Origin of the sequence: Lysinibacillus xylanilyticus (assembly GCF_001708185.1) — a bacterium.
Classification (GTDB): domain Bacteria; phylum Bacillota; class Bacilli; order Bacillales_A; family Planococcaceae; genus Lysinibacillus; species Lysinibacillus xylanilyticus_A.
Map to the genome: position 1 here is coordinate 400,893 of NZ_MDDN01000001.1, position 26,779 is coordinate 427,671.

A 26,779-nucleotide genomic window follows, 5' to 3' on the forward strand; every position below is an offset into this window, starting at 1 on the left:
ATAACAGCGTTTAAGCGGTTTTTTTCTCATTTGTCGATTTGACAAAAGTAACAACCCTTTGTTAGTGTTAAGTTGTTACTTGTTTATTTTTGGGTATCATTATCCTCAAATAGTATTTATCTTCATTCAGTAAGTGTCCAAACACCTACTGTAATAGAGGAACTCAGACTAAGGACATCACATCCTGTGAAAACGCCCGAGTGAACAACATCATGTTAATTACGCCAAGGCGAAATTTGAACTATGAAAGGAGTGGTTCTATTGGAGAAAATTAAAGTGGAACATGTTTCTAAAGTTTTCGGAAAACATATTCCTCAAGCATTAGAACTCGTCAAGCAACAAAAAAGCAAGACTGATATCTTAAAAGAAACAGGTGCAACTGTTGGTGTATACGATGCAAGTTTTACTGTGAATGAAGGTGAAATCTTCGTTATTATGGGGTTATCAGGAAGCGGAAAATCTACACTTATCCGACTTTTAAACCGTCTTATAGAGCCTACAAGCGGAAATATTTTTATCGATGGAGAAAATATTTCTAAAATGGGTAAAGAGAGTTTACGTAATGTAAGAAGAAACAAAATGAGTATGGTCTTTCAAAACTTCGGTTTATTCCCCCATCGTACACTTCTTCAAAATACTGAATATGGCCTTGAAATCAGAGGCATCTCAAAGGAAGAACGTCAAGCAAAAGCGGAACAGGCTCTCGAAAATGCTGGCTTGCTTGCTTATAAAGACCAATATCCGAGTCAACTATCAGGTGGTATGCAACAGCGTGTTGGATTAGCACGCGCACTTGCTAATGATCCTGAAATATTACTAATGGATGAAGCTTTTTCTGCACTTGACCCATTAATTCGAAAAGAAATGCAAGATGAGTTACTCGATTTACAACGTACATTAAAGAAAACAATTTTATTTATCACCCACGATTTGAATGAAGCACTGCGTATTGGTGATCGTATCGCCATTATGAAAGATGGCTCAATCATTCAAATTGGTACAGGGGAAGAAATTTTAACGAATCCAGCAAATGATTATGTAAAAACCTTCGTGGAAGATGTCGATCGCTCTAAAGTACTAACAGCTGAAAATGTCATGGTTCGACCGGTATATGTCAATGTAGACTTAGATGGACCGACCGTAGCACTTAAAAGAATGCGTCAAGAAGCTGTTAGTTTGCTGATGGCAGTTGACAAAAATCGACATTTAAAAGGTTATATTACCGCTGACGACGCATTAGCTGCTGCTAAAAAACATGAACAAACGGTGCATTCAATAGTGCAATCAGAGGTGTTAACCGTTCCACCAGATATGCTTTTACAGGATATTTTAGGTATGATTCATAATTCTCCTACTCCTATTGCAGTTGTAAAAGATGAACGCTTACTAGGTGTTCTCATCCGTGGCGTTGTTATCGAAGCACTTTCAACTAGCGATGAGGAGGCAACTACACATGTATAATTTCTTAGATAATATACCAGCTATACCACTGGCTCCGTGGGTAGAATCAGCTATGGACTGGTTGACGAGTAATTTTTCAGTATTCTTTGACTCAATTCAAAAAAATGGAAAACTACTCATGAATCAGGTTACGGATTTATTAGTTAGCATCCCTGCCATTGTTCTGATCTTACTTGTGGTTATTTTCGCCTTTTTCGTTACTGGTAAAAAATTCGGGCTCGCAACGTTTTCACTATTAGGCTTGCTATTTATTTATAATCAAGGCTTATGGACACATCTTATGGAAACAACTACGCTCGTGCTCTTTTCAAGTATTATTTCAATCATAATCGGTATTCCACTGGGCATTTTAATGTCCAAATCAACAATAGCAGAAAACATTATTAAACCTATACTCGATTTCATGCAAACGATGCCTGGTTTCGTATACTTAATTCCCGCTGTTGCATTCTTTGGAATTGGGATAGTACCTGGCGTATTTGCATCCGTAATTTTCGCCTTACCACCAACTGTACGTATGACAAACCTAGGCATTCGCCAAGTACCAAAAGAATTAGTGGAAGCTGCGGATTCATACGGTAGTACGGCAAGTCAGAAACTATTTAAAGTGGAGATCCCTCTTGCGAAATCAACTATAATGGCTGGGATCAACCAAACGGTTATGCTATCACTTTCCATGGTTGTAATCGCCTCCATGATTGGTGCACCTGGCTTAGGACGTGAAGTATTAACTGCACTCCAACGTACACAGGTTGGGAATGGCTTTGTTGCCGGTTTAAGTCTTGTTATTTTCGCTATCATTATAGACCGCTTAACACAAAGCTTTAATAAGAAGAAAGCCGTTTAAAAGAGGCAAAATTATTAGTGAAAGTCCTAGTTTTCAACTTTTATTACTAGGATTTGTGTTTTGAAGTTTAATCAATTATGCCACGGCATAATTGCGTCCGGAATCGGCTTTGTGCTTAGGCCTGCGTGATGCAGGTCAGTTAGCCGTTATCGCATGGATGCGATGATTTTAGGCTAACATCCTATGTGAACTCTTTTCCGATTCCTTGACACCCGCTGAAAGAAGTTAAAATAAGGGAGGAAGATTCGATGAAACTGAAAACATTATCTAAATTAGGAATGGCTTTAGGACTTGGGTTTTTACTAGCTGCATGTAGCGGCGATGATTCTAGTAAGAGTAGTGGTGACTCAAAGGATGTCAATCTAGCTTACGTAGAATGGGATACAGAAATTGCTTCAACACATGTAGTTGGGCAGGTGCTCGAGGATTTAGGCTACAATGTAACATTAACACCACTCGATAACGCTATTATGTGGGAGGCCGTTTCAAAAGGTGAAGCAGACGGAATGGTTGCTGCATGGTTACCAAATACACATGGCCCACAGTATGAAAAATATAAGGATGATCTTGATGAGCTAGGTGAAAACCTTGCTGGTGCCAAAATAGGCTTAGTAGTACCAAGCTATATGGACGTTAATTCGATTGAGGATTTAACAAATGAAGCAGATCATACGATTACAGGTATCGAGCCTGGAGCTGGGATTACTGCTGCTACAGAGAAAGCTTTAGAGGAATATGATAACTTAGCAGATTGGAATCTATTAACTTCTTCATCTGGTGCTATGACAACTTCACTTGCTAAAGAAATTAAAAATAAAGAAGACATTATCGTAACAGGCTGGTCTCCTCACTGGAAATTCGCTAAATATGATCTTAAATACTTAGAAGATCCAAAAGGTGTTTATGGTGGCGAAGAAACGATTAACACATTCGCTCGAAAAGGTTTAAAAGAAGAACAACCAGATGTCTATTCTGTACTAGATAACTTCCACTGGACAGCTGAAGATTTAGAGACTGTAATGCTAGAAATTATGGATGGCAAAGACCCAAAAGAAGCTGCTAAAGATTGGGTAGAAGCCAATGCAGACAAAGTTGCTGAATGGACGAAGGATGTAAAAAAATAATTTCAAAAATTGACGGACAACTGACGAATGGTTGTCTGTCTTTTTTATAAATAAAAAGCTGAACTTTTTCAAATTCCGAAAAAATTCAGCTTTACCTATAGGTTTTAGTGAAGGACATCATGATTACTTTTAAATTTTTATCTTTCTACTAGATTAACATTCTATCAGTATTAGTTAAGATAGTATTTTTAAAAATATCGCTGCCCCTAAAACAAGGACAATACAAACAACACGTCTCCAGTCCTTGGATTCATTAAAAAGTAGCATACCAAGCAAAGCACCACCTGCAGCTCCAATTCCTGTCCAAATTGCATATGCTGTACCCATCGGTAATGTTTTCATAGCATATGCTAGACCTGCAAAGCTTAGCGTAAATACAAAAATTAATAATGCTAAATTTTTCATACTCTTAACTTCATTATATTTACTAATCATATAAACACCCATCATCTCACATAAGCCTGCAACTATTAATACAATCCATGCCACTATTCATTCACCTCTTTATCTTTAGGTTCCCCCGTCACAAGCTTTAAGCCTACGACCCCTACGAGTAAAACGACGATACATAAAATTTTGGCTAGCTTCCACGGCTCTCCAAACAGCAAACTATCCGCACACACAGTTCCCGCTGTACCCAAGCCTACGAATATCGCATAAACAGTACCAACTGGTAAACTTTCTCCCGCCTTAATTAGTAAATAAAAACTAACAAAAATTGCAATAACGGTACCCATCCATTCAAGTACACTTCCTGCATGCTTTAAACCAATGACCCAGCCTACTTCAAAAAAAGCAGCTATTATAACACTTAACCATTGTTTGTTCATTGCGAATTCCTCCATTTTATTGATAAACACGAACGGGATGACTATCATTAAGCAGTTCTATACTTGGCGAGAGTGGAGTAGATTCTCTTGCCTCCTAGTTAGTTCTTATTAGAGGCAGAACGATTTTCTGGCCGACCTAATCACTCCCCATTTGAAGCCGAGCAGTTTTCTGTCCTACCTGATCACTTCTCTTTTGAAGTGAAGCAGTTTTCTTCTCTCCATGAGCGTTTCCTTCCCTCTGAATACGCCTCAATTTAGTCAAATAAAAAAAGCCTAAGGAACACTGCTGTAAACAGTACTCTCTCCCAGGCTTTTATCCTTCCGTGTCACAAATTCAATTTGTGGTTTTCTCTCGGACCAGACTAGCAATTGCTACGGAACCCTAGAAAACTATCGTATATGATTATGTTACTAGTATAGCAAACTATTTTGTCATTTTCCACTGGTACATATTCTACTTTTCCAACTAGTACTTGTCCTTCACCTGATAACTTTTTTACATTCAGATCGGTTCCTACTGTCACAGCATAAGATTCAGATATGAGTAGGAATGTACCGTTATGAAAAAGCGTAATTTTACACTAACTTTATTTTTACTAGATTTTTTCCGAAAGATCAACAACGATATATTCTGAAAATTATGTTAAAATAAAACATAGTAGTATAAGGAGGTATTACATATGGCTATTGAAAAAGTTCGTAAATATTTAGCACAATGGAATGTGGAACACAAAATACAAGAGTTAAACGAAAGCTCCGCTACTGTTGAGCTTGCGGCACAGGCACTCGGATGTGAGCCTGAACGTATTGCAAAATCTCTGTCCTTTCAAGTGAATGATGGGGCTATATTAATTGTTGCTGCGGGCGATGCCAAAATCGACAATGCAAAATATAAAGCCATTTTTGGCACAAAGGCGAAGATGCTTGGAAAAGATGAAGTACTTGAAAAAATTGGACATGAGGTAGGAGGTGTTTGTCCTTTCGGCGTGAATGCAGGGGTCGCTATTTACTTAGATGAATCACTTAAACGCTTTACAACGGTATTCCCTGCATGTGGTAGTAGTAATTCCGCAATTGAGCTTACTATTTCTGAATTAGAAACCTATACCCCCTATCAAGAATGGGTTGACGTTTGCAAAGGCTGGAATGAGTAATCCAGCTATAATTATCAGCGAAACTTTATGAAAAGTTTCGCCGATTTTTATTTAGACTCTTTCTTATATCCAATAGCTAACCAGTGCGAATCCCATTCTGTAATTTGATTGCCTACTCTACAGGATAAGCCACATGCACGATCATCAGCAATAAATGAGCCGATTAACCATTTCTTTGTCTGCAATCCATCCTTTAGCTTTATCGTTATAGATGGCATTTCTACATACTGCTGATAAATAAACAAATTATCATCATAATGGGTATACGCAGAGGCATTCGTTTTCGTACCATCCCCTGCATAAATTTCTACAGTATTCCCTTCCCGCGAATAGACAGGCTTTTTGACAAACGGCAAATTTTCCCGAACAAATGGCTCTGCCGAAAGATACGTTGGCAACATGTATTTTTGAATAGCCGCTCGTTCTTCTGCATTAAAAAGAAAAGGATCATTTTTTCGTTCCCAAATTAGCCATAATAAAATTTTGGATTGCAGTATATATGCAGCGGGTGCGTTGATAATAGCAAGCTGTACATCTTTTACAAGTTCCAGTAATTGCAGACCTATACGATCACCATCGGAAGACACATCATCTATTAAAAACTCTACTGGGTGTGCAGGACGATACAAAACATCAATTTTCTCCATTGTAGGCGTATAAAGGCCTCGAGCTATATTAGCAGTGTCACTAGAAAAAATAATGAGCTCATGCATAGGCACATATTCCACATCAAAAGGTATACATTTCTTTAAAAACTGTACCTGACAATATTCCTCATAATCTTCTTCAGCTGTTTTCCCTGTAATGACGATTTTAGGTTTTTTCAAATCATTTAAATAATGTATAGCCGCAAAAAGTGCACCGGACAAGGTTTTATGTAATGCTGAAACATCATTCGGACTATCGAACCCTAAATGCTGACAAAGCACTTCATTTATCTCAAAAGTTTCTTGGACAAGAAATGGCGTTTCACCATTTAATTCAAGGCATTTTATTTGCCCGTCCTCAGTACAAATAAAATCAAAGCGAGCAAGTACCGATTGTTGTTGTAAATAATCTAATTCGATATAGGGTATCATCTCAGAACGAATGCCCAGTGCTAAAAGCTGTTCATCCGATAAATACTTAAATTGTTTGCCAACCTTCAAAAATATTTTCCAAAGTATAGTAGATGCATAGTTGATTTCATCGATTCTCTCTTTAGGTAAATCTAGGACATCATATAAGGCATACTCTAAATCCTCAAAGTCAGGAAAGAAATTAGGAAATTGAGAATAAAATGCTTGGCGTTGTTGAAAATAATTGTCCATATTGTTTTCTCCTTTTACGAAGATGAAGAGCCGCCTCGAGAGGCACCACCTGACCCAAAGCCTGATTTTCCTGTGCTGGATGACGAGTGATTTGAATAAGAATTAGTACTATTCGACGATGAACCTGAACTATTTGAGTACGAACGCTTGCCACTCGAATAAGACTTGGAACCGCTTGTATTTGAATTTGAGCTATTTGAGCTACCTGATGTTGTACCAGATGTTTTTTGAGAGCCATTCGTCGTAATTCCATTTGATTTCGTATTTTTACTTTCGCTAGTATTGGTTTTAGTCGTACGTGGTACTGCTAAACCTTGACTTTTATCCTTTCTATTTGTACCATTCTTTAAATTGCGACTTTTATACATAGCACTTCCTATCATTGCTCCGGCAGATGCATACATAAGTCCATTAAAGAAATGCTGTGCATAATGAGGCGAATTCTCATCTAAACACTCGAAAGAACCATCATCATTTTCTTTCCATTCATCACATGCATTTGCCATGTCGCTATCATAGACACTTTGTAAATCTTCGCCAGCTGTTGTCGTATTACTTTGTTCCGTAAAATTATGTGAATTAGCTGAAGTAGTAGAAGTAGTAGAAGTAGTAGAAGACTCCTCAACAGTCTGTGTTTCTGTATTCCCACACGCTGCTAATTGCATAGCCATAATTGAAGCCGTAGTCACTGCTATATATTTTTTCATTTGTATTGCCATATCCATTTCTCCTTTATTTTGTTATCTAGTATACGGGCTCCTCATACTTTAGGTTTCATTTTTTTACAATTACATACATTTCAACATTTCATAATAGCATTAAAACTCCCTGACAGATTGAAATCATCTTACCATCAGGGAGTTTCGCACAAAATTGTTTTATTTATTTGGCACTGCTTTTCTTCCATATGTCATAAAACGCCACACCTTTTCAAATGGCCCCATTTTAAAGAATTTAAACCAGATGACACTAAAGATTATTTGAATGACAAAAATTAAAGTTGCAATGATAACAACATCAGAAGGAGAGACAACTTCAAGCCCCATTAACGAAATAAGAGCTAGGCCAATAAAGCTTTGAGCTAAATAGTTTGTAAAAGCCATTTGACCAACTCGTCCAATTGGCTTAAGAAGCTTGGCAATTTTCTTATTCTCTAAAATAACAAATAGACAAGCTAAATAAAAATACGTTGTGGGAATTACCCCTAAACCAATTATTAATTGTAGATTTTGATATTCTCCTTGAGCAGCAAACCAAACCCAAAGAGAGATGCCTGCAAAAAGTGGGAATGTCACAAATTGTATCCATTTTAATTGTTTAAAATGTTCACTAATATGTCCAATCCAATCAGCTTTTGCTACTAAAAAGCCACTTAAAAACATGATGAAGATAGCGACTGCATCATTTCCTAATAAACTGAAAATAGTTGAAAAGGCTCCTTGATTTGGCATAAACATTTGTCCGAGTATGCAAAATACATGAACTGAAATAATAGCAAATAGCCATTTACTAATCGTTGAAATCTTTGCATTATAAAAAGGTAAAAGGAAAAAACCTAATACTGCATAAATAGCTAGGATTGAACCCCAGAAAATAAAAATATGAACAATGCCAATTAGTAATAATGCTAATAAACGTCTCGCAAAACGCCATCTTGGCTTATCTCCACGCGCTTCTGCACGTGAAGCAAAAATATAAAAACCTACACCAAAGAGGAATGAAAAAATCGAAAAGAATTTCTTCTCTATAAAGATATCTATAAGCGTATTAATAATACCATTTATTCCACTATAGTCAGGCATCGGTCCTCCCTTTACTATTACCTGGTAGGCCGCTACATTTATAAACAAAATTCCAAATAACGCCAACCCACGAATAATATCTAAGGAAACGATTCTTTCTTTTTGAGTAACAGATGGATTCATTTTTTAAAACTCCTTATCTTTCATACTTTACTGCGCTATAGCTATCATAGCTTCCCATCCTTACAATAGTTTTTTTTAAAGCTTACAGTAACCTTACAAACTATAGATTGGTGCATCAGTATTACCTTTTTTTTAAATACTTTAGTTTTTAATCCCCTTCAAAAAGCAAAAATTCCATATTTTATAGTAACAATTATCTTTTAGAAAAGGAGATTAGATGATGTTCAGACAACGAAAATTTGGTTTTTGCTACCCTGGTTATAGATACTGTGGACCAGGATGTTCAGGACCAGGTGAACCCATTAATGCTGTAGATTCATGCTGCAAATTACACGACGAATGTTATGCTCGATATGGTAGAACAAGATATTGCGATGAAATGTTCCAAAACTGCTTACTGCCACGAATGAACGCTAATAATAAAATGGCTAGAGATGCTAAATTGTTTTACAATATTTTCGAAATGCGTAAAAGGTTTTTTTAAACAATAAAGAAAGCTCACGATGTTATTTCTACAACGTGAGCCTCTCCTTATAAAAAACTGTATATTTTTTTGGATTAGAAAAGCATAGCTTAGTGCCTAAATGATAAGATCCTTGATTTTGAATATCGCAATCCCAACAAGGCTGTAAATCATTTATGAGGCAATAATCAATAAATTTCTCTGCAATGAAGCTTGCTAATCCTTTTCCTCTATAATTCGGATCAGTAACTATATCAATCTCTGCAAATTGATGCGATTTAAAAATGGAAACCGCTTCGCTAATAATTTTGTCTCCATGCCGCAGACAAAAACCAAAACCATTTTCAAGAAAATTACTAGTAGAACCCCAGTATTCCTCATAATATTTACTGTCAAATTCTAAACATTGATCAATTTGATGTTGGCTGATTTTAATATAATCGTAGTCAAGTGAATTTCGTTTCTCTCGATTGTTATAAGCATTTATATCAAAGCTAAAAGTGTATCTTTCTAGTTTTTTCACACAACCATTTAATCGTTGCTCAATTCTTGCGCTCCAATCATCTGAATAAGAGAATAATGTGAAACGTTTCCTTTGCTCAATAGATTCTTGAAGTAGAGTCACGAGTTTACTTACTAATGCCTCGCTGAACGAATCGCCATAAACATAGTATATTCCTGAGTTGGTTTGAAATAGTAGTGATTGAAAGCTCGCGTTGTCAGCATAGACAGCGCCCTCTATTACCTGATCTAGTATGCTGTAGACAAATGTTGGCGCCCTTCCTATTGTTCCTTTGATAATCGAATAATTCTCGGTGGTTACCTTGATCATTATCATTTCCTCAATTCTTTTGATCTATCTTCATACAGTATAGCATTTTAGCAATTACTAGAATTATTGTTTAATATTGAAATGCTGTATAATAGGTACATAAAATTTGAAGGGACTGAATTATGCGCAGATAGCAATATTTTTCATCCAAACTTATTTAAAAACTTGGAGGTAAAGGTATTGATAGAACAAATTAACACAAAAAGATTATATTTAAGAAAAATGAAGATGGCTGATGCACATAGTTTATTTAATATTTGGTCAGACCCAGAAGTTACAAAATTTATGAACATCACTAATTTTACCTATGAAGAGCAAGTAAAGGAAATGATTGAGCTTTTTGACGAATTAACTGAGGAGCGCAAAGCTATTCGCTTTACAATTATTGAGAAGGAATCAAATGAGATCATCGGCTCTTGTGGATTCAATTCTTTTGACGTTAAGAGCGCTACAGCAGAAATTGGCTATGATTTTGCTAAAGCTTATTGGGGAAAGGGCTATGCACCAGAAAGTATATCAGCTTTGATAGATTATGCTTTCACCACTTTAGACATAAATCAAATTGAAGCAAAGGTAGAGCCTGGCAATATAAATTCTATAAAAGTATTAGAGAAATTGAATTTTACTTTTGAAGGAACCTTTCAAGAATATGAAGAATCAAAAGAATCTTTTTATGACATTAATGTTTATTCTTTATTAAAAAATTGATGTGAAAAATATTAAAGCCAAGAATGTTACCTATGAACATTCTTGGCTTTTTCAATCGTTATTACTTAATCGGAATCCAAATTTCAGAATAAAGGTCAGGACTAAATGGATCTTCGTCCGAGTACACTTCAAGCTCAGCCGTTCCAGTAGGTTCGTATGGATTAGACGGGAACCATTCAGAGTAAATTTGTTTCCAAGTATTTTGCATAGCATCCGGCATAGGGCCGTGTACTTCAAACACAACCCATTTTGATGCTGGTACTTCCATTGTCATCAGATTTTCTGGGGCATTCCCGATATGATCCGTTGCAATCCAATAATCAATAAAACCATTTTTTTGTTCGCTGGCATTTGGTGCACAGACGCCAAGCACCCCTTTAATTTCTCCATTATTTAATGAAAATAATTGATGATCCATCCCCTTGCTGTTAATCTCATCCCAAAACTTAGGGATTTCTCTCGTATTCTCACCATTTTGACAATTATATGTTCTTTTTACCCCTACCACTTGAAACTTTTCTTTTTCTACGATTTTATACTTCATTGGTTCTGCTCCCTTCAGGCTTACCTGGATGACCAGGCGATTGTATGATTGTAGTTGTCCTTGCTTCTTTCTTGCTTCACTAGGCGTTACGTAATGCTGCTTCCGAAATGCCTTTGTGAAAGCTTCAGGAGAGTCGTAGCCATATTTGTAGGCGAGATCGATTATTTTTTGCTCAGTATTTATTAATTCCTGTGCAGCCAAAGTTAATCTTCTTCGTCTTATATAATCTGCAATCGACATATCCGTTAAAATTGAGAAAGTCCGTTGAAAATGAAAGACCGAAGAATTTACCTCTCGTGCGATTTGCTCCATTGTGATGTCATCTAATAAATGCTCCTCAATATAATTAATTGCTTTTTGAATCGACTCAATCCAACTCATTGCTCTCACTCCTTGTTTATAGCTTAAAACATCATAATTAGTTATTCCTGTCTTTTTATGCTAACTTTGGACTGGTTAAAAAGATAGCTTTATTTTTTATTTGCTTATCCCACAAAAGTTAGGGATGACATTTGTTAAAGCGTATTCTATGTATATAGGTTGATTGGAGTGGAAACTGAGCGACTACTTGGGGATCAGCGATAGAGGAACGAAGGCTAAAATCATCACGTCCTGTGATAAATTAAGAAGTTCATCACCATAACGTAGGTTGATTTCCGTCCCGGTTGGGAGCGTTCGATGAGCCGCCTCGCTGCAGGGTCTCGGGGCAACAGATGTTTTTTGCGCGAAAGCGAAGCGGCAGCAGCACGATGTTTTTTGCGCGAAAGCGAAGCGGCAGCAGCACGATGTTTTTTGCGCGAAAGCGAAGCGACAGCGGCACGATGTTTTTTGCGCGAAAGCGAAGCGGCAGCGGCACCATCGTTTTTCACGAAGGAACACGGTTGGTATAATTGGTTATAAATAGAATTAAAAGACAGAATTAGATCGGAAGTTTTAATATTGGTTAAATGGCAAGGAGCTGCAGGTATTTGCTTAAATAAAGACAATCTATTATTAATGGTTTTGCAAGGTACTAAAGAAGAAGCTAAAACTTGGGCCATACCATCAGGTGGAAAAGAAGCTACTGAGAATTTTGAGTCATGTTGTAAACGCGAAGTTTATGAAGAAACTGGATTTGTAGTAGACATCGTCAGAGAAGTATTACATAAACATAATGACGAAGTAGAAGTTCGTTATTTTGAAACAATCATTACTGGCGGACAAATGACGATCCATGATCCTGATGAATTGATTTATGAAATTGCGTGGAAATCAAAAGACGAATTAATGGATTTAACACTTACTTTCCCTGAAGACAGGCAATTTCTTTTATCATTATTTTTATAAAAATAAGTCATGCTCAAGTGAACATGACTTAGAATTAACTATAAGTAGAAGCACATATGATTAATAGATTTGCTTCTTCATGCGGGTATTTTCCCATAACAATGTTCATTTGATTTTTATTTTCTCAATCACCGCATCGTATATCGATTCATCATCGAATTTAATATATTGATTTTTTGTGGACCTATAATAGTCATTTTTCTAGAAAATCCCTTAGCTCAGATTGCCTGGGAAATATCTTTTCAATTACTTTGCCCTACATCTCGCTTGTCAACCCTTTCGGAAATTATTAACAAATAAATTTTTAACAAGCTACACCATCCACTTTTGAGTACACTACAGAAAATTCCCACTCACTATTTATAAATAATTAAAGCTGAATGAATTACAGTTTGTTCCCCAATGTATAGCGTATTATATTTTATGTCTATTATTAAATGATCACTTAAATCTAAAAGAGCGTTATTAATATCGTTTTCAAATTGCACAATATCATTATTTTGGATGGTTACTACTTGAGTCGCCTGCATTATATATTCCCCCTTTTCTTCTAATCATAGATTAAGAGGAAGTATTTGTCACAACAAGATACTTTCGTAGTAAGCCTGACTCATAAAAAGTGTTAAAACATCATACTCCATTTTAATTAAAGTAGTTCATATCATCCCTAATTACGTACAACAAGTGTCACCCACAGCCAAAACCTAAAAATAGGTAATGTACCGTTTATATGGTAAAATATAATCAATGAACATGGAACGTTTCCCACTTAAAATGCAAACAGAGAAATCTTCTTTTAATCAATCTAAACGGAGAGATCAAATGAAAATAATTGAGAGAACAATAATACTATCATGTGTAGCTATATTCTTATTTATTGGTTTTAAAGCCGTTTATTATGGTGTACAGGGAAATAGATCTTTGATTAAACCCCAAAGTTCAAATTATTATCAAATAATCGATAAAGATTTTAATAAAACCGTAGACGTACCTTTTACTAATATTCACTCATATAGGGGTAATGCTGACTATATTTATATGAGCGTAGATCAAAAGAGCCCTTCTCTTGATAATAAAATTGTTCAATACAATCGTAAGACTCAGAAATACAAAACAATATTTAATAGCAAATTCGATATGCCATCAGTTCAAGGGGTAGAATTAAATGATAATTGGTTATTGTGGGTAGATGCCGATGAAAGTGGGTGGCAGCTAAATCCATATTTTATGAATTTAAAGACACAAGAAATTCACCCATTGACGAAAGAAAATGAAGAAAATGTTTTTAATGATTTTCCTGTACTAATTGGGGACTACGCAGCATGGATTAAAATGGACAGAAAAAGTGAAAAAGCGGAAGTTATGCTTAAGAATCTCAAAACAGGCGAAACAACAAGTATATTTAATTTAAATAGCTTTACATCTTTGTCTGCAAAGGATGGAAAATTATTATTTACTGATAAAAAAGATCATTTTGGATATATCTATTTGTATGATGTGAAAAGTAAAGAAATAAAAGAATTTAAGAGTTCTTATGAATTTATTGGTTGGACAAGGCTTCTGAATGATCAACAATGGGTTTATCTAACATTTGACGACCCATCTGAACCTTCAACTGGTGATGGTAAGCTAATTTTTTATGACGCTGCGACCAATCATTCGCAAGAAGTTGTTTCGGATATTGATTCGGTAAGTGAACTTAACACTGACTTTAATAATGAAGTATTTTTATATTTCAATGAAAATGGATACTATAAAAAATTTAAGATACAGGATCATCTATTAGTTGAGGATGGTTTGTTAGAAACACGTTATTTTTTTAGATTTTCAGCTGAAAATGATATTTATATCTATGACCAAGAACTCCCAAATGAAAAATCCAAATTAATTATCCAAAGTGAACTACCTAACTAAAATGGCTATCCCTATCTATGAAAAATTGGGATAGCCTTCTTCTTTGACACTCAATCCCTCGCATTTTAGATCAAAAAAGCGTTGGAGCACTAAAGCCCCAACACTCCCTTCTAATACATTTTCAAATATTCTTCCCGCTCCCAATCGTGGACACGTGTACGGTATTTATTCCATTCTATTTCTTTAGCAGCTGTAAATTTCTCAAAGATATGATCTCCAAGTGCTTCACGTACAATAGGATCCATTTCTAGTTCGATGAGTGCATATTCCAATGATGCCGGGAGACTGTCAATGCCATTTAATTCTCGCTCATCTCGTGTCATTTTATAAATATTTCGATCTACAGCGTCTGGAGGGGTTAGATCTTTGCGAATTCCATCGAGCCCAGATGCTAAAATAACGGCCATCGCTAAATATGGGTTTGCTGCTGGATCGACAGAACGAAGCTCGACACGTGTTGAAAGCCCTCGTGCGGCTGGAATCCGAATAAGTGGCGAACGGTTTTGAGCAGACCATGCTACATAGCAAGGGGCCTCATAACCAGGCACTAAGCGTTTATAGGAATTAACGAGTGGGTTTGTAATTGCTGTAAAACCATGTACATGTTCTATAATTCCTGCCATAAAACTACGGGCTGTTTGGCTCAATTGTAATTCTGCATTTTCATCATAAAACGCATTTTTATTCCCTTCAAATAAGGATAAGTTGAAATGCATTCCGGAACCATTGACGCCAAATAATGGCTTTGGCATAAAGGTTGCATGCAGTCCATGCTGTGCAGCGATTGTTTTTACAACAAGTTTAAACGTTTGAATATTATCACATGCTTCGATAGCACTTGCATACTTAAAGTCAATCTCATGCTGACCAGGGGCAACCTCATGATGAGAGGCTTCGATTTCAAAACCCATTTCTTCTAGCTCTAATACGATATCACGACGACAGTTCTCACCTAGGTCTGTCGGAGCTAAATCGAAGTATCCTCCACTATCGTTTAGCTCAAGTGTTGGGTGTCCTTTTTCATCTAACTTAAATAAGAAAAACTCTGGCTCAGGTCCTAAATTAAATGAAGTAAAACCTAGCTCCTCCATCTCCTTTAAAATTCGTTTAAGATTTGAGCGGGGATCACCTTCAAATGGTGTACCATCTGGTCTAGCAATATCACAAATAAAGCGTGCCACTTTCCCCTTTTCAGCAGTCCAAGGAAAAATCACGAAGGTGCTAAAGTCGGGACGTAAGTACATATCTGATTCTTCAATTCGCACAAAGCCTTCAATAGATGAACCATCAAACATCACTTTATTATCCAATGCTTTTTCTAATTGGCTAACTGGTATTTCAACATTTTTAATCGTTCCTAATATATCCGTAAATTGTAGGCGAATAAATTTCACATTTTCTTCCTTCACTCGACGTACAATATCTTCTTTTGTATAATGTTTCATTTTCCACCACTCCAATGTAATATTTATTAACATCATTTCTTTGTAACTGTTTTAAAAATACATTAAAAGGACAGAAAACGCAATAGACATGTAATTTTTCCTTACATCTATTTTTTCGAATATAGTAATCTTATTTTGAGATGGATAGGATGCAAGGACACTCGTTGATTCTCAATTAAAAAAGTAGGTTGTATTCCAGTTAAATGAAATACAACCTACTCTCTTTAATATTGTAAAAGCATATTGACTAACACAACAATAATCACAACAGGTACTACGATTAACATCAATAGACGATATATTGAATAGAACCCCTGTCCCATTTGACTACCTATCAACAGTTCCTTCTTCACAAATTCTTTGTCCACTACATAGGCAATAAAGATAGCGATCAACAAATTGCCTAACGGAAGCATTAAATTTGATACTAAAAAGTCTGTTGCATCAAAAATTGTTTTCCCAAAGATCGATACATCTGCTAATGTACTCGATGAAAGCGCTGCTGGGATTGCAGCAATAAAGACTACTACACCTAACAACATCGCCAATGCAGAACGAGACATACGACCCTTTTCAATAAATGCGGCTACGATAATTTCATATAAACTGAAGGAAGATGTTAGCGTTGCAAATAAAAATAATAATAAAAACATCGCTAAGAATATTTCACCAAATGGCATTTGACTAAACGCTGTTGGCAGAACCATAAATAGCAAACCTGGTCCAGCTGCAGGCTCTAAATCAAAAGCAAACACAACAGGGAAAATCGCTAATCCTGCTAAAAACGATACAAGCACAGTTAAGAGTACAACAGAGCCCGCCGAGTTAGGCAAACTCACATCCTTTTTTAAATATGAACTGTACGTCACAAGACAAGAAAACCCTACTGCTAAACCAAAAAAGGACTGCCCTAACGCTTCTAATACAGCCTTGCCAGTAATATTGGAAAAATCCGGCCACAAGAAGAATTTAACACCTTCCATTGCCCCATCTAATGTTACCGCTCGCACAACAAGCACTATAAACATGATAAATAATAAGGGCATCATCCACTTATTAGCCTTCTCTATACCATTTTGCACACCAAGTGAAATGACAAGTACATTTATCAGCGTAAACAAGCCTAAACCTAGTAATGTAATCCAAGGCGTTCCTACAATCTTTCCAAATAATTCACTAGGATCATTCGCAGGATCAATAACAGCCCCAGCTACACCGAGCCCACTATATATAAAGATCCAGCCTCCTACAACGCTGTAAAAAGTTAACAACAAAAAACAGCCCAGCACACCCATTCGGCCAACCCATGCCCAGCCTGTTTTTGTTGGTGCAATTTTTTTATATGCAGTCACAGCCTCTGACTGTGTTCCACGACCTAAAACGTATTCTGATAATAGCATCGGTAAACCAATTAACAACGTAAAGAAAACAAAAATAAGGAAAAACGCTCCCCCACCACTTTGTCCAGTAACATACGGAAGCTTCCAAATTGCCCCCAGTCCAATTGCAGCTCCTGCCGACGCTAAAATAAAGCCTAGTTTACTAGACCACTGACTCTTTTGTTCACTCATCTCTTCAAACTCCTCTAACATTCTAAACTCTTCCTTATTTTACACTAAAATACTAAAACCGACTAGATGATAAATTTCTACCCGTCACTTCAATTCTTGTTTAACATTCTCACATAAAAAACCTCGAGCAACTTACAACTCGAGGTTTCACCTAATTATTTTGTTAAGTACATGGAACGCTGATTAATAATCCATTTACGCATTGTTGTGAATAGTAACGCCATGATGATAGTAATTAAAATACCTTTCACAATGTTAAATGGCAAGATACCAGCTACGATCATTTTATATAGTGAATCACCTACAACAGGCTCCATACCTAAAAAGTAAGTGTACATAGGTAAAAATACTGCATAGTTCAGAAGGCTCATTCCTACTGCCATAATAATTGTTCCAGCAGCTAAACCTCCAACAAGACCTTTAACCGTTTTGAAGCGATTAAAAACAAAGCTCACTGGTAAAATAAATAAAATTCCTGTTGTAAAGTTCGCCATATGCCCTACCGGTACTCCCGTTGGCGTACCTGAGAAAATCCAGTCCAACACATTTTTAAATAATTCTACTAAAATACCGGCTACCGGTCCCATTGTGATTGCAGCTAGCAATGCTGGCATATCACTGAAATCCACTTCCAAAAACGCTGGGAATGGCGGAATCGGGAAATTAAAAAGCATTAATAAAAACGAAATACTGCTCAGCATACCAATCGTAATAAACGATTGAAGTTTCAAATTTTTCTTCATTGAAAACTCTCTCCTCTTTGCTGATTCAATCTCGCAAGAAGAAAGGCCACGACCTTATCAATTATTATTACGAAAAAACCCTTATGCAAAAGAGCATAAGGGAGAATAGGCATGATTAATAAACGCCATTGATTAGCTATTTTTGAGCAAGCACTGTGTGAAGACACATCGAAAAAAACGCTCGTACATAGCTAAATTCATAACAATGAATGACGATCGCACCTCCATCTTCTCCCATCCAGACTTTAACTGTCGGCCTTGGAATTACACCAAGTCAGCCATGCAAAAAAACTTTGCACAGGTCGCGGGCTGAAGAGTCTTTAGTAAATCATTCGAGCCAATGTGTCTTAAAAACATTAGCGACTTACAACTCTATTACCGCCGGTCGGGATTTTCACCCTGCCCCGAAGATGAATCAATATTTTTTGTTTTATAACTTTACTATAATGAATTATTAGGGAAAAGTAAATAGCTTTTCATCAATTATGCCTCGGCATAATTGCCCGGAATCGGCTTTATGCTTAGGCCTGCAGATGTTTTTTGTGCGAAAGCGCAGTGCCAACGTAGCGTCAGCAAAAGATCTGCGCGAAAGCGAAGCGGCAGCGGCAATATGATGTGGTCACTCAGTCGTTGCCACAGGACGTGGCGTTCTTAGACTGAGTTTCTCTATTCCAGCGGATATTGTACACCCGCTGAAATGTTGCTTAAAACCGCATTCATCTCACCACCTATAGAGGTGAGAGACTTCTGTAGCCGACGCTTTGCTTTCGCTACAAAAAAAATTTACTGAAAGAAGATAAAAGATCCTGATTAAACTTGTATGTTTTGCCTCATAAACTGGCTCATCACCATAACTCAGGGTTGCTTTCCATTCTTCTATCGGCTTGCTCTAGGTCTCATCTGTGACGCTATGATTTGCTCCGAGTAGTCACTATGTTATTTAAATGGTCTTTTTTTAACAAGTATCATCCCTAGCTTTAAATAAGTAGTTCATAAATGGACAGGAGCATTCTTGCACATACAGCGGCGAGAATGCTCCTGAAAATTTTTGTTCATCTATTTTGTTAAGTTTAACGTTATGCTATTTATGGCATATATTGTTTATTGGCTCCCACAGGCTTTGGTAAGAAATTTTTCAAATCAAATCCCTCCCAGCTCTCCTGTACAACATTATCTAGACGTACTTGTTGATCAAAGCTTGCAGCAGTGAGCATCATCGCTTCAATTAATTGAGTTGCGCGAACGGCATCCATTGTTGTTAAATCCAGTGGCTCATTAAATGTAACGACAACACCTTCAGCTACCTCTTGCACAGTGTATGTCACTTGTTCAGGAACGACCGGAACGTATCCATCATCTTTTTTATTCCCCATATCGATAAGAGCCTCTGTTACAGTAGAATAAGTCTTGCTAGAATCAGGTGATAAATACTCAGCCCCATTTTCATCTTTATATAAATAATAATTAGAATGATTTTGTCTTGTTAATGCGATAGACTGATTTTGCTCCCCTTCTTTCTGAGGAGGCTCATCAGCTGTATCATCTGGATTTTCAATTTCAATCTCAATATCTTTATACTCTGAGTCTGAGAATGTATCCTGTACTGTTCCAACGTATTCGCTATTATCCGCAGAAGCAACATCATAGTCATTTTCTTTCGGCAATACATGAACAAGTTTATCGTCCTTCTCCTTCAATTCGCCTTTATACGGGTGGTAATTAGTAAAGCCCTTTTCTTCCTCATCAATTTGTGGTGCATACTTTTCATACATTTGCAATGTTGTAGGCTTCTTTTTCCCAAAATCAGTAGCAACTCGTTCGTTCGGAATAATGTATGTCATTGGTACACTTTTCTTATCACGGTTTGCCAAACCAATGCGAAACACCACTGCGTTTGTTAAATCTTCCTCATAAACAGATGACCGTAGTGACATCATACGTGAATATTTTGATACAATGTCAGTTTCTATAATATCGTCATCGTTTTCAAAGCTTTTTGCAGCCCGATTATCCTGTATTGTAGAATATTGAGAAGTATCAGGGGCATTAGCTTGATCCATATTTACCTCTTTATTATTCATGTACATAGACCCCACAAGTACTGTAAGGGCGAAAACAGCTGCACCACTCAGAAAAATAGGCCATTTACGAACGTTCTTCTTTATTGTAGCGGTTTTGGTACTTTCTTGTTGCGTATGACTATTTTGTTGTTGCTCTTTGAATATTTTTTCGTCATCCATTGGTTGTTGTATAGCTTTTTGAAGATGGATATTATCCTGTAAGCGAGTATCTGCCAATAATCTATTTAATACTTCTTCCTTCGAACGGCGGTCAGAAAGCTTAGGGGCATTATTTAATACATGTTCAAGTTGGTCATCATCAAATTGATTATGCGTCATTGCCGTTTCGCCTCCTGTTCTCTAACCTGTTGTAGCTGTTGCCTTAAAAATTTTATGGCACGATGCTGAGTGGTTTTTACCTTTGCTTCTGTCCAATCTAGTATTTGCGCTGTTTCTGCAATCGATAAATCTTGAAAGTAGCGCATAATAATGACCATTTTTTGGTCACCTGTACAGTTTTCAAGTGCGGTTTGTACCTGCATAAATTCATCACTAGCTTGCAGCATATCTTCCGGTGATGGTGTGGTTGAATGTAGCTGTTCCGTTTCCCAATCAAAAAAGTCGAGTGAATGTTTTTGACGCACAGCTTGCTTTCTAAAATGATCAATCGCGACATTTTTAGCAATAGCAAAAAGCCATGTCTTTTCGCTGCTATTTCCTGCAAACTGATCATATGAACGTAATACACGAACATAAACCTCGTGCGCTAAATCCTCAGCAAGTGTACGGTTTTTTACTAAATAAATAAGAAACTGGAACACGTCTTGATGGTATTCATCGTATAGTCGATGGAACACGGAGTCATTCAAAGCACTCCACCCCCGTTCTATTATATTTGTCGTCTAAATGTTCACAGAAGTTACATCCAATTAATACCACTTCATCAATTATGCCTCAGCATAATTGCGTCCGCTGAAAAAGTTAGTAGTGATGTATTAATCGAATGGTAAATAAAACGTGAAGGTAGTACCCTCTTTCAGCACACTATCTACCATAATATTGCCTGAATGAGCCTTGACAATATTTCTAGCAATAGCTAAACCTAGGCCAGTTCCACCTTTGGAACGTGTACGAGCCTTATCTGCTTTATAGAAACGTTCAAAAACATATGGTAAGTCCTCTTGTGGGATGCCATGCCCTGTATCCTGAACAGAAATTTTGGAAAAAGTCGGCTCTTTCTCAACCTTAACTGTTACTGATCCTTCAGTAGTATGACGGAGAGCATTATCAATTAAATTCGTTAACACCTGTTCAATCCGATCCTCATCTATATTAATCGTAGCTTCGTCTTTGAATTCACTGTCAAATATTAGACGTACATGCTTCTCTTTTGCAACCTGTGCAAATTTTTGAGTAATACGTTCAAATGTTGAATTAATTGGGAGCTCATCCTTGTAAAGAGTCATATGACCGGATTCCATACGTGCAAGATCTAATAAATCTGTAACGAGGCGTCCCATACGTTTTGATTCATCATAAATAATTTTGGTAATCTCATTTCGTTCTTCTTGATCTTGAATAAAATCATCATCCATTAAGGCCTCCGAATAGCCTTGAAGCATCGAAATTGGCGTCCGTAACTCATGAGACACATTAGCAATAAAGTCTGAACGTAGTTTTTCTAAACGATGTTGCTCAGTCATATCACGAATAACTGCCACGGCTCCACGTATCGATTCACCACTATAAAGGGGGCTAATCGTAAACGTATAGTAACTTCCATCCATCTCGATTTCTTCTTCAAGCTTATCCTCAAACATCAGGACATGATCAAGCATATGATAAAGCTCTGGCGGGATTGGTTTAGCACTTTGGGAGCCTTTATTGACAAACCATTTTTGCATTAAACGCTCTGCGGGTGGGTTGCTTAATAATATTGTACGATCACGATTAAACGTAATAACCGCATCAGTCATCGATGTCAAAATATTTGATAGCTGTTCATTTTCTTGATTGATAACCTCTAGATTGTGTTTCAATTGTCGTCCCATTTGATTAAAAGCAACAGCAAGCTGGCCGATTTCATCATTTTGTGTTGTAGGCATTTTCGCTTCAAAATTTCCTTTAGCAATTTCAAACGCCAATTCACGCATTTTTCGCAATGGTGACGTAATTCGTGATGATAGGAAAAAGGCAAAGAATGTCGTAAGGACAAAGGCAATGACAGCAGATAAAATGACAATTTTCGTCGTTTCTTTCGATGTATTATGTAGCACATCTGGACTTTGATAAATAAAGACCGCTCCATGTACTGCATTTTCTACATTTAATGGGAAACCAAGCACGACATATGATTCCATTGTTTCCTTGTCTGTAGAAGACGGCATCATCATTTCTTCAATGATTGGTTCATCGGATTGAAAAATTTCGTGGAAAGATTTATTAGCTAATATCGTATCTTGTATTTCTTTTTTATTTACACCTTCCTGCAAAGCAAACGTTACTGCGTCATCGTTAATTGCAATAAGCGCATTCGTACTTTCAGGTAAAATTTCTTTTAATAATTCAGAAGTCGACTCCGCTGTTTCATTATCATCTACTATACTTGCTACGGTTGCTGCTATTTGACGCAAAGAGCTCTCTGCTTGCTGCATATGGTAATTTTGAAGAAACTCGAGCATTAAAACCGTGAAAACAAACAATACAAATGAAACGAGAAGCAATATGGTTACCCATAGCTTCCCGACAACACTATTCCATATTCTATTCATTGACAACCTCAAATTTGTAGCCAACGCCCCATACAGTAACAATCATCTTTGCAGCGTTTTCAGATACGCGGTTGAGCTTTTCGCGTAAACGTTTTACATGTGTGTCAACTGTACGTAAATCGCCAAAGAAATCATAATGCCAAACTTCTTTTAGTAATTGTTCACGGTCAAATACTTTGTCTGGCGATTTCGCTAGGAAATAAAGTAATTCATACTCTTTAGGCGTTAAATTCACCTCGATACCTTCTGCTGTTACACGATGAGCATCATGATCAATCATTAAATGTTGGAACACAACTAAATCTTTTGAAGAAGATGCATTTGTCGAAGGTGAGAATGCTTGTGAACGACGTAATATAGCCTTCACACGTAAGACAACCTCACGAGGACTAAATGGTTTTACAATATAATCATCCGCTCCAAGCTCGAAGCCTTGTACACGATTCGCTTCCTCGCCTTTCGCAGTTAATAAAATAATCGGTGTTGCTGCTCGTTCGCGAATTTCCGCACATACTTCAAGCCCGTCTTTTTCAGGCATCATAATATCTAGTAAAATACAATGATACTCTTTTTCTAAAGATTTCTCGATCGCTTGTTCACCATTTTCTGCTTCGTCAACAAGGTACCCTTCTCGCTCTAAATACATTTTTAATAAGCGTCGAATACGATCCTCGTCGTCTACTACTAATACTGAAATATTTTCTGACACTTTCACGATCCCTCTCTTCTAATCTTTCTCTACCCTCTATTGTACATGGTACAACACATATTGAAAAGAAAAGAAAGCCTCCTTGCCACAGCAAGAAGGCTTTCTTTCTAATACTAGCGACGTAAAAAATCTCATATGTGCTCAAATTAATCAGTTTTTTTAAAACGGATTCATCTCAGTTTAACTTGCAGCGTATGAGTGTAAACCTGCAATAATCAAGTTAACAGCAATTAAGTTAAACAGAATAATTCCGAAACCAATTAATGCTAACCATGCAGATTTTTCACCTTCCCAGCCTTTAGATAAACGTAAATGTAGGAACGCTGCATAGAATAACCATGTAATAAGTGCCCACACTTCTTTCGGATCCCATCCCCAGAAACGACTCCACGCTTGTTGTGCCCAAATCATTGCAAAGATTAAGGCTCCTAACGTAAATACTGGGAAACCAATTAACACTGAACGGTAACCGATTTCATCTACTAAATGTAAATTTACTCTTTGGACAAATGGTTGGAACATCGCACTAATTCGACGTCGAGTAATTAAACGAATTAACAGGTATAGGATTGAACCTACTAATAATGACCAAACAACAGTTGTTAATTTCTTGGCATTTATGAGCGCTGGCATTTCTACTAATGGAGACATGCCATGTTCTTCTACTGCCTTATATTCATTCATCCCAAATAGTGGCGGCATATTGTAGGTAATTTGACGTTCAGTGCCTTCTTTATCAACATAAGTATAGTTTGACTCATAGCCCATCCCACTAAAAATTGAAGTAGCAATTACGAAACCAATTACTACCACAAGGAAGAACATTACTGCTTCTAACCAAAAACGTTGTTTAGAAGGCTTTTTCAAATCAACTACTTTTAATAAATAAATTAGTCCTGCTACAGCACTAATCGCTAAAATCGATTGACCTAAAGCAGCTGTAATAACGTGAATTGTTAGCCAGTGACTTTGTAATGATGGAACTAATGGACTTACTTCAGTTGGGAACATTGCTGCATAAGCGATAATCAGTAACGCAACTGGTAACGCTATCAAGCCAAGTGCTGTTAGTCGATAAATAAAATAAATTAGGATGAATGCCCCTACGATGAACATCCCGAACGCAGTGGTAAATTCAAACATATTACTCACAGGTGCATGACCTGTATAAATCCAACGAGTAATAAAATAACCAAGCTGCGATAGGAAACCAATAATTGTAACAATAATTGCAAGCTTGCCCCATTTATCAGTATTTTTGCCTGTAGCATTCGATTGCTTTATCGAACCACCAAATAATAATGTTGCTACTAAATAAGCTATAAAGGCTACAAATAACAAGTTTCCACTTATATCAATCAAACTCATAAGGTGCTGTCACCTTCCTTTTTCTTAATGCCACGCTTTTCTGACTTCTCGGCGTCTTCAGGCTTTTCTAATTGATCTTCATATTGCGGCAGTTCAGCAAATGAAGTAACGGCATCTAAATCCTTTTTCATACTGAACATATTTTTATTCACATGGGCAGCCATTAACACTCGACCATCTGGCTCCACCTGTAACCATAAACGTCGGTGATTCCAATACGATCCAATCACTACACCAATCATAAAAATAATACCACCTACAAATAAAATTGGTACTGTACTATCTTTACGAATTGTAAAGTTTGACGAATCACGTGTTTCTGCACCAGCAAATTTCATTCTATATTTGTTTTCACCAAGTGGTTCAAGCGGTGGCTTCATAATTTCTACAAAACTTACTTCACCTTTTGGAGTTTCTGGTGTTTTCATTCTAAATAAAAATGCTGGATTATTTGGTATTGATGTTTTTGTCTGTGGTTCTCCATTTTCAAAACCAGAAAAATCTGGTGTATAAACAAGAATTTCAACTGATGAACCATTTCCTAAATCATATTCTTTTTTAGGATTCGTTAAATCAATTTCAATTTGACCAAGTGCTTCTTCTTCGTTTGCTTTACTCACCAAATTAAAATTCATCTGCTTTAATTCATTAAGACGATAATTCATTTGATACAGCGCAAAACCATTTTCTTTTAACGGATGATTAACACGAATCGAATAATCCTTCACTTTCTCAAGATTGTCTAAATCCCCCGGAAGAGCACCCTCAGGTTGTTTGTATAATGTAACGTCTGTTTGGTAGTTCTTCGCCATAACATTTACACCTTGAGCCAATTGTTCGCCCTGTGGCTTATTGTCATGGGTTTCCAAAGTAAATTCATTATTTTTAATAAAATAGCCGTCCATACCTGGTATAGCTCGTGTTTCTCCTTCACGGATCCAAATCGTCTCATCCACATGAAAACCAGGTACTAAACGCAACATAACACCTGCTAAAAAGATAATAAGACCGACATGATTTATGTATGGACCATACCGAGCAAAACGGCCGCGCTCTGCTAACAGTGCACTTCCATCGCGACGAACCTTATACTTTAATTGAGTCATTTTTTGCTCAACTTTATCTAGTGTTGCGTCAGGGTTTTGCACTTGTCCTTCTGCAATGATCCGTTGACGTTTCATGAAACTTTCATGACGTTTAACGCGTTGATTTTTCAAAGATTTATGCAATGGTATACCACGGTCTAAACTCGCAACAATAATAGAGATCGCAAGCATACCTACTAAAACTTGGAACCACACGGTACTGTACAAATCAGAAAGGCCTAAGCTATTGTAGAATTTGCCAAACCAACCATACACTTTCTCATAATACTCTGCTTTGTTAGCTTCTGGAGCATTAACATACATTTCTTGCGGTAGAATTGTTCCAATTGACGCAGCGACTAACGTGATAATAATGAGGGTAATTCCCACTTTGACACTCGAGAAGAAATTCCAAATTTTATCAATAAATGTTTTGTTATACGTTTTTGAACGAATCGCCATACCATCATAGCGCATATCTACAACTTTTGTTTCTTTACCTTCCTCAGTTAAAGGACGACCACATTTCTCACAAAGCTTCGTGCCATATGGGTTACTATGACCACACGCACAAATGATGTTTTCCATA

The 26,779-nt window shown here is 36.8% G+C and carries 26 protein-coding genes and 2 riboswitches; of the genes, 9 read left to right on the forward strand and 17 right to left on the reverse strand.

Annotated elements, in window-relative coordinates; all coding sequences use genetic code 11:
- Positions 1–261 precede the first annotated feature (261 nt).
- The 3 genes from BFJ97_RS02020 (at position 262) to BFJ97_RS02030 (ending at position 3,432) form a co-directional block, all read left to right on the forward strand.
- Positions 262–1,461, forward strand: coding sequence for a quaternary amine ABC transporter ATP-binding protein (locus BFJ97_RS02020; RefSeq protein WP_068982977.1), 1,200 nt, complete (start codon positions 262–264; stop codon positions 1,459–1,461).
- Complete coding sequence (locus tag BFJ97_RS02025; protein ID WP_068982978.1) at positions 1,454–2,308, forward strand: ABC transporter permease; 855 nt, start codon at positions 1,454–1,456, stop codon at positions 2,306–2,308. Before BFJ97_RS02020 ends, BFJ97_RS02025 begins: the two co-directional genes overlap by 8 nt.
- Before the next feature lie 248 nt (positions 2,309–2,556).
- Entirely contained in the window at positions 2,557–3,432 is an 876-nt protein-coding gene (locus BFJ97_RS02030) for a glycine betaine ABC transporter substrate-binding protein (RefSeq protein WP_068982979.1), read from the forward strand.
- Positions 3,433–3,606: 174 nt separating this feature from the next.
- Here BFJ97_RS02030 and BFJ97_RS02035 read toward each other — a convergent pair whose 3' ends face one another.
- The gene (locus BFJ97_RS02035; protein ID WP_068982980.1) at positions 3,607–3,921 is read right to left on the reverse strand and encodes a DMT family transporter; all 315 of its coding nucleotides are present in this window, start codon (positions 3,919–3,921) and stop codon (positions 3,607–3,609) included.
- On the reverse strand, positions 3,921–4,262 hold the full coding sequence (locus tag BFJ97_RS02040; protein ID WP_068982981.1) for a DMT family transporter: 342 nt from the start codon (positions 4,260–4,262) through the stop codon (positions 3,921–3,923). The genes BFJ97_RS02035 and BFJ97_RS02040 overlap by 1 nt, the downstream gene beginning before the upstream one ends.
- A gap of 300 nt (positions 4,263–4,562) precedes the next feature.
- Positions 4,563–4,659: riboswitch (guanidine-I (ykkC/yxkD leader) on the reverse strand.
- Positions 4,660–4,942: 283 nt separating this feature from the next.
- On the opposite strand from BFJ97_RS02040, the gene BFJ97_RS02045 reads away from it, so the two are divergent.
- A complete protein-coding gene (locus tag BFJ97_RS02045) occupies positions 4,943–5,416 on the forward strand; it encodes a YbaK/EbsC family protein (RefSeq protein ID WP_068982982.1) in 474 nt (157 codons plus the stop codon).
- A 47-nt stretch (positions 5,417–5,463) separates the two neighbouring features.
- Here BFJ97_RS02045 and BFJ97_RS02050 read toward each other — a convergent pair whose 3' ends face one another.
- The 3 genes from BFJ97_RS02050 to BFJ97_RS02060 form a co-directional block, all read right to left on the reverse strand.
- Positions 5,464–6,726 carry a glutathionylspermidine synthase family protein gene (locus BFJ97_RS02050; RefSeq protein WP_068982983.1) on the reverse strand — a complete coding sequence of 421 codons (1,263 nt, stop codon included), beginning with the start codon at positions 6,724–6,726 and terminating at the stop codon, positions 5,464–5,466.
- A 14-nt stretch (positions 6,727–6,740) separates the two neighbouring features.
- Positions 6,741–7,445 (reverse strand): hypothetical protein, encoded by a 705-nt coding sequence (locus BFJ97_RS02055; protein ID WP_068982984.1) that lies wholly within the window; start codon positions 7,443–7,445, stop codon positions 6,741–6,743.
- Between the two features lie 159 nt (positions 7,446–7,604).
- Positions 7,605–8,651 carry a DUF418 domain-containing protein gene (locus BFJ97_RS02060; RefSeq protein ID WP_068982985.1) on the reverse strand — a complete coding sequence of 349 codons (1,047 nt, stop codon included), beginning with the start codon at positions 8,649–8,651 and terminating at the stop codon, positions 7,605–7,607.
- Between the two features lie 220 nt (positions 8,652–8,871).
- Between BFJ97_RS02060 and BFJ97_RS02065 the strand changes: the two genes are divergently transcribed.
- Complete coding sequence (locus BFJ97_RS02065; protein ID WP_068982986.1) at positions 8,872–9,135, forward strand: phospholipase A2 family protein; 264 nt, start codon at positions 8,872–8,874, stop codon at positions 9,133–9,135.
- Positions 9,136–9,163: 28 nt separating this feature from the next.
- Here BFJ97_RS02065 and BFJ97_RS02070 read toward each other — a convergent pair whose 3' ends face one another.
- On the reverse strand, positions 9,164–9,946 hold the full coding sequence (locus BFJ97_RS02070; protein WP_068982987.1) for a GNAT family N-acetyltransferase: 783 nt from the start codon (positions 9,944–9,946) through the stop codon (positions 9,164–9,166).
- A gap of 180 nt (positions 9,947–10,126) precedes the next feature.
- Between BFJ97_RS02070 and BFJ97_RS02075 the strand changes: the two genes are divergently transcribed.
- On the forward strand, positions 10,127–10,654 hold the full coding sequence (locus tag BFJ97_RS02075; RefSeq protein WP_068982988.1) for a GNAT family N-acetyltransferase: 528 nt from the start codon (positions 10,127–10,129) through the stop codon (positions 10,652–10,654).
- A gap of 61 nt (positions 10,655–10,715) precedes the next feature.
- Here BFJ97_RS02075 and BFJ97_RS02080 read toward each other — a convergent pair whose 3' ends face one another.
- Positions 10,716–11,579, reverse strand: coding sequence for an AraC family transcriptional regulator (locus tag BFJ97_RS02080; protein ID WP_068982989.1), 864 nt, complete (start codon positions 11,577–11,579; stop codon positions 10,716–10,718).
- A gap of 297 nt (positions 11,580–11,876) precedes the next feature.
- Between BFJ97_RS02080 and BFJ97_RS02085 the strand changes: the two genes are divergently transcribed.
- Together BFJ97_RS02085 and BFJ97_RS02090 are read left to right on the forward strand one after the other, a co-directional pair.
- Positions 11,877–12,098, forward strand: a complete 222-nt coding sequence (locus BFJ97_RS02085; protein ID WP_139114363.1) for a hypothetical protein — start codon at positions 11,877–11,879, stop codon at positions 12,096–12,098.
- 39 nt (positions 12,099–12,137) lie between these two features.
- Positions 12,138–12,524 (forward strand): NUDIX hydrolase, encoded by a 387-nt coding sequence (locus BFJ97_RS02090; RefSeq protein ID WP_068982991.1) that lies wholly within the window; start codon positions 12,138–12,140, stop codon positions 12,522–12,524.
- A 356-nt stretch (positions 12,525–12,880) separates the two neighbouring features.
- Here the strand turns inward: BFJ97_RS02090 and BFJ97_RS23380 are convergent, their stop codons facing one another.
- Positions 12,881–13,054: a sporulation protein Cse60 gene (locus tag BFJ97_RS23380; protein ID WP_223553004.1), complete on the reverse strand. Its 174-nt coding sequence runs from the start codon at positions 13,052–13,054 to the stop codon at positions 12,881–12,883.
- A gap of 292 nt (positions 13,055–13,346) precedes the next feature.
- Here BFJ97_RS23380 and BFJ97_RS02095 point away from each other — a divergent pair, with 292 nt between their 5' ends.
- Positions 13,347–14,438, forward strand: a complete 1,092-nt coding sequence (locus tag BFJ97_RS02095) for a hypothetical protein (protein ID WP_068982992.1) — start codon at positions 13,347–13,349, stop codon at positions 14,436–14,438.
- A gap of 110 nt (positions 14,439–14,548) precedes the next feature.
- Here BFJ97_RS02095 and glnA read toward each other — a convergent pair whose 3' ends face one another.
- The 9 genes from glnA to resB form a co-directional block, all read right to left on the reverse strand.
- Positions 14,549–15,883 (reverse strand): type I glutamate--ammonia ligase, encoded by a 1,335-nt coding sequence (gene glnA, locus BFJ97_RS02100; protein ID WP_068982993.1) that lies wholly within the window; start codon positions 15,881–15,883, stop codon positions 14,549–14,551.
- A gap of 224 nt (positions 15,884–16,107) precedes the next feature.
- A complete protein-coding gene (locus BFJ97_RS02105) occupies positions 16,108–17,454 on the reverse strand; it encodes a sodium-dependent transporter (protein WP_068983485.1) in 1,347 nt (448 codons plus the stop codon).
- Between the two features lie 155 nt (positions 17,455–17,609).
- Entirely contained in the window at positions 17,610–18,197 is a 588-nt protein-coding gene (locus BFJ97_RS02110) for an ECF transporter S component (RefSeq protein WP_068982994.1), read from the reverse strand.
- Between the two features lie 222 nt (positions 18,198–18,419).
- Positions 18,420–18,613, reverse strand: a riboswitch (FMN riboswitch).
- Positions 18,614–19,282: 669 nt separating this feature from the next.
- A complete protein-coding gene (locus BFJ97_RS02115) occupies positions 19,283–20,596 on the reverse strand; it encodes an RNA polymerase subunit sigma (protein WP_068982995.1) in 1,314 nt (437 codons plus the stop codon).
- The gene (gene sigX, locus BFJ97_RS02120) at positions 20,593–21,126 is read right to left on the reverse strand and encodes an RNA polymerase sigma factor SigX (protein WP_068982996.1); all 534 of its coding nucleotides are present in this window, start codon (positions 21,124–21,126) and stop codon (positions 20,593–20,595) included. The genes BFJ97_RS02115 and sigX overlap by 4 nt, the downstream gene beginning before the upstream one ends.
- A 126-nt stretch (positions 21,127–21,252) precedes the next feature.
- Complete coding sequence (locus BFJ97_RS02125) at positions 21,253–23,028, reverse strand: ATP-binding protein (protein ID WP_068982997.1); 1,776 nt, start codon at positions 23,026–23,028, stop codon at positions 21,253–21,255.
- Positions 23,021–23,737, reverse strand: coding sequence for a response regulator transcription factor (locus BFJ97_RS02130; RefSeq protein WP_049668637.1), 717 nt, complete (start codon positions 23,735–23,737; stop codon positions 23,021–23,023). The genes BFJ97_RS02125 and BFJ97_RS02130 overlap by 8 nt, the downstream gene beginning before the upstream one ends.
- Before the next feature lie 180 nt (positions 23,738–23,917).
- Positions 23,918–25,105, reverse strand: coding sequence for a c-type cytochrome biogenesis protein CcsB (ccsB, locus tag BFJ97_RS02135; RefSeq protein ID WP_068982998.1), 1,188 nt, complete (start codon positions 25,103–25,105; stop codon positions 23,918–23,920).
- Complete coding sequence (resB, locus tag BFJ97_RS02140) at positions 25,102–26,778, reverse strand: cytochrome c biogenesis protein ResB (RefSeq protein WP_068982999.1); 1,677 nt, start codon at positions 26,776–26,778, stop codon at positions 25,102–25,104. Before resB ends, ccsB begins: the two co-directional genes overlap by 4 nt.
- Position 26,779 lies beyond the last annotated feature (1 nt).

Excerpts from the sequence above, each read along its gene's own strand:
- BFJ97_RS02025 (WP_068982978.1), top strand. The coding sequence starts at position 1,454 with ATGTATAATTTCTTAGATAATATACCAGCTATACCACTGGCTCCGTGG.
- BFJ97_RS02030 (WP_068982979.1), top strand. The coding sequence starts at position 2,557 with ATGAAACTGAAAACATTATCTAAATTAGGAATGGCTTTAGGACTTGGG.
- BFJ97_RS02040 (WP_068982981.1), bottom strand. The coding sequence starts at position 4,262 with ATGAACAAACAATGGTTAAGTGTTATAATAGCTGCTTTTTTTGAAGTA.
- BFJ97_RS02045 (WP_068982982.1), top strand. The coding sequence starts at position 4,943 with ATGGCTATTGAAAAAGTTCGTAAATATTTAGCACAATGGAATGTGGAA.
- BFJ97_RS02050 (WP_068982983.1), bottom strand. The coding sequence starts at position 6,726 with ATGGACAATTATTTTCAACAACGCCAAGCATTTTATTCTCAATTTCCT.
- BFJ97_RS02055 (WP_068982984.1), bottom strand. The coding sequence starts at position 7,445 with ATGGCAATACAAATGAAAAAATATATAGCAGTGACTACGGCTTCAATT.
- BFJ97_RS02060 (WP_068982985.1), bottom strand. The coding sequence starts at position 8,651 with ATGAATCCATCTGTTACTCAAAAAGAAAGAATCGTTTCCTTAGATATT.
- BFJ97_RS02065 (WP_068982986.1), top strand. The coding sequence starts at position 8,872 with ATGTTCAGACAACGAAAATTTGGTTTTTGCTACCCTGGTTATAGATAC.
- BFJ97_RS02070 (WP_068982987.1), bottom strand. The coding sequence starts at position 9,946 with ATGATCAAGGTAACCACCGAGAATTATTCGATTATCAAAGGAACAATA.
- BFJ97_RS02080 (WP_068982989.1), bottom strand. The coding sequence starts at position 11,579 with ATGAGTTGGATTGAGTCGATTCAAAAAGCAATTAATTATATTGAGGAG.
- BFJ97_RS02085 (WP_139114363.1), top strand. The coding sequence starts at position 11,877 with ATGAGCCGCCTCGCTGCAGGGTCTCGGGGCAACAGATGTTTTTTGCGC.
- BFJ97_RS23380 (WP_223553004.1), bottom strand. The coding sequence starts at position 13,054 with ATGCAGGCGACTCAAGTAGTAACCATCCAAAATAATGATATTGTGCAA.
- BFJ97_RS02095 (WP_068982992.1), top strand. The coding sequence starts at position 13,347 with ATGAAAATAATTGAGAGAACAATAATACTATCATGTGTAGCTATATTC.
- glnA (WP_068982993.1), bottom strand. The coding sequence starts at position 15,883 with ATGAAACATTATACAAAAGAAGATATTGTACGTCGAGTGAAGGAAGAA.
- BFJ97_RS02105 (WP_068983485.1), bottom strand. The coding sequence starts at position 17,454 with ATGAGTGAACAAAAGAGTCAGTGGTCTAGTAAACTAGGCTTTATTTTA.
- BFJ97_RS02110 (WP_068982994.1), bottom strand. The coding sequence starts at position 18,197 with ATGAAGAAAAATTTGAAACTTCAATCGTTTATTACGATTGGTATGCTG.
- BFJ97_RS02115 (WP_068982995.1), bottom strand. The coding sequence starts at position 20,596 with ATGACGCATAATCAATTTGATGATGACCAACTTGAACATGTATTAAAT.
- BFJ97_RS02125 (WP_068982997.1), bottom strand. The coding sequence starts at position 23,028 with ATGAATAGAATATGGAATAGTGTTGTCGGGAAGCTATGGGTAACCATA.
- ccsB (WP_068982998.1), bottom strand. The coding sequence starts at position 25,105 with ATGAGTTTGATTGATATAAGTGGAAACTTGTTATTTGTAGCCTTTATA.
- resB (WP_068982999.1), bottom strand. The coding sequence starts at position 26,778 with ATGGAAAACATCATTTGTGCGTGTGGTCATAGTAACCCATATGGCACG.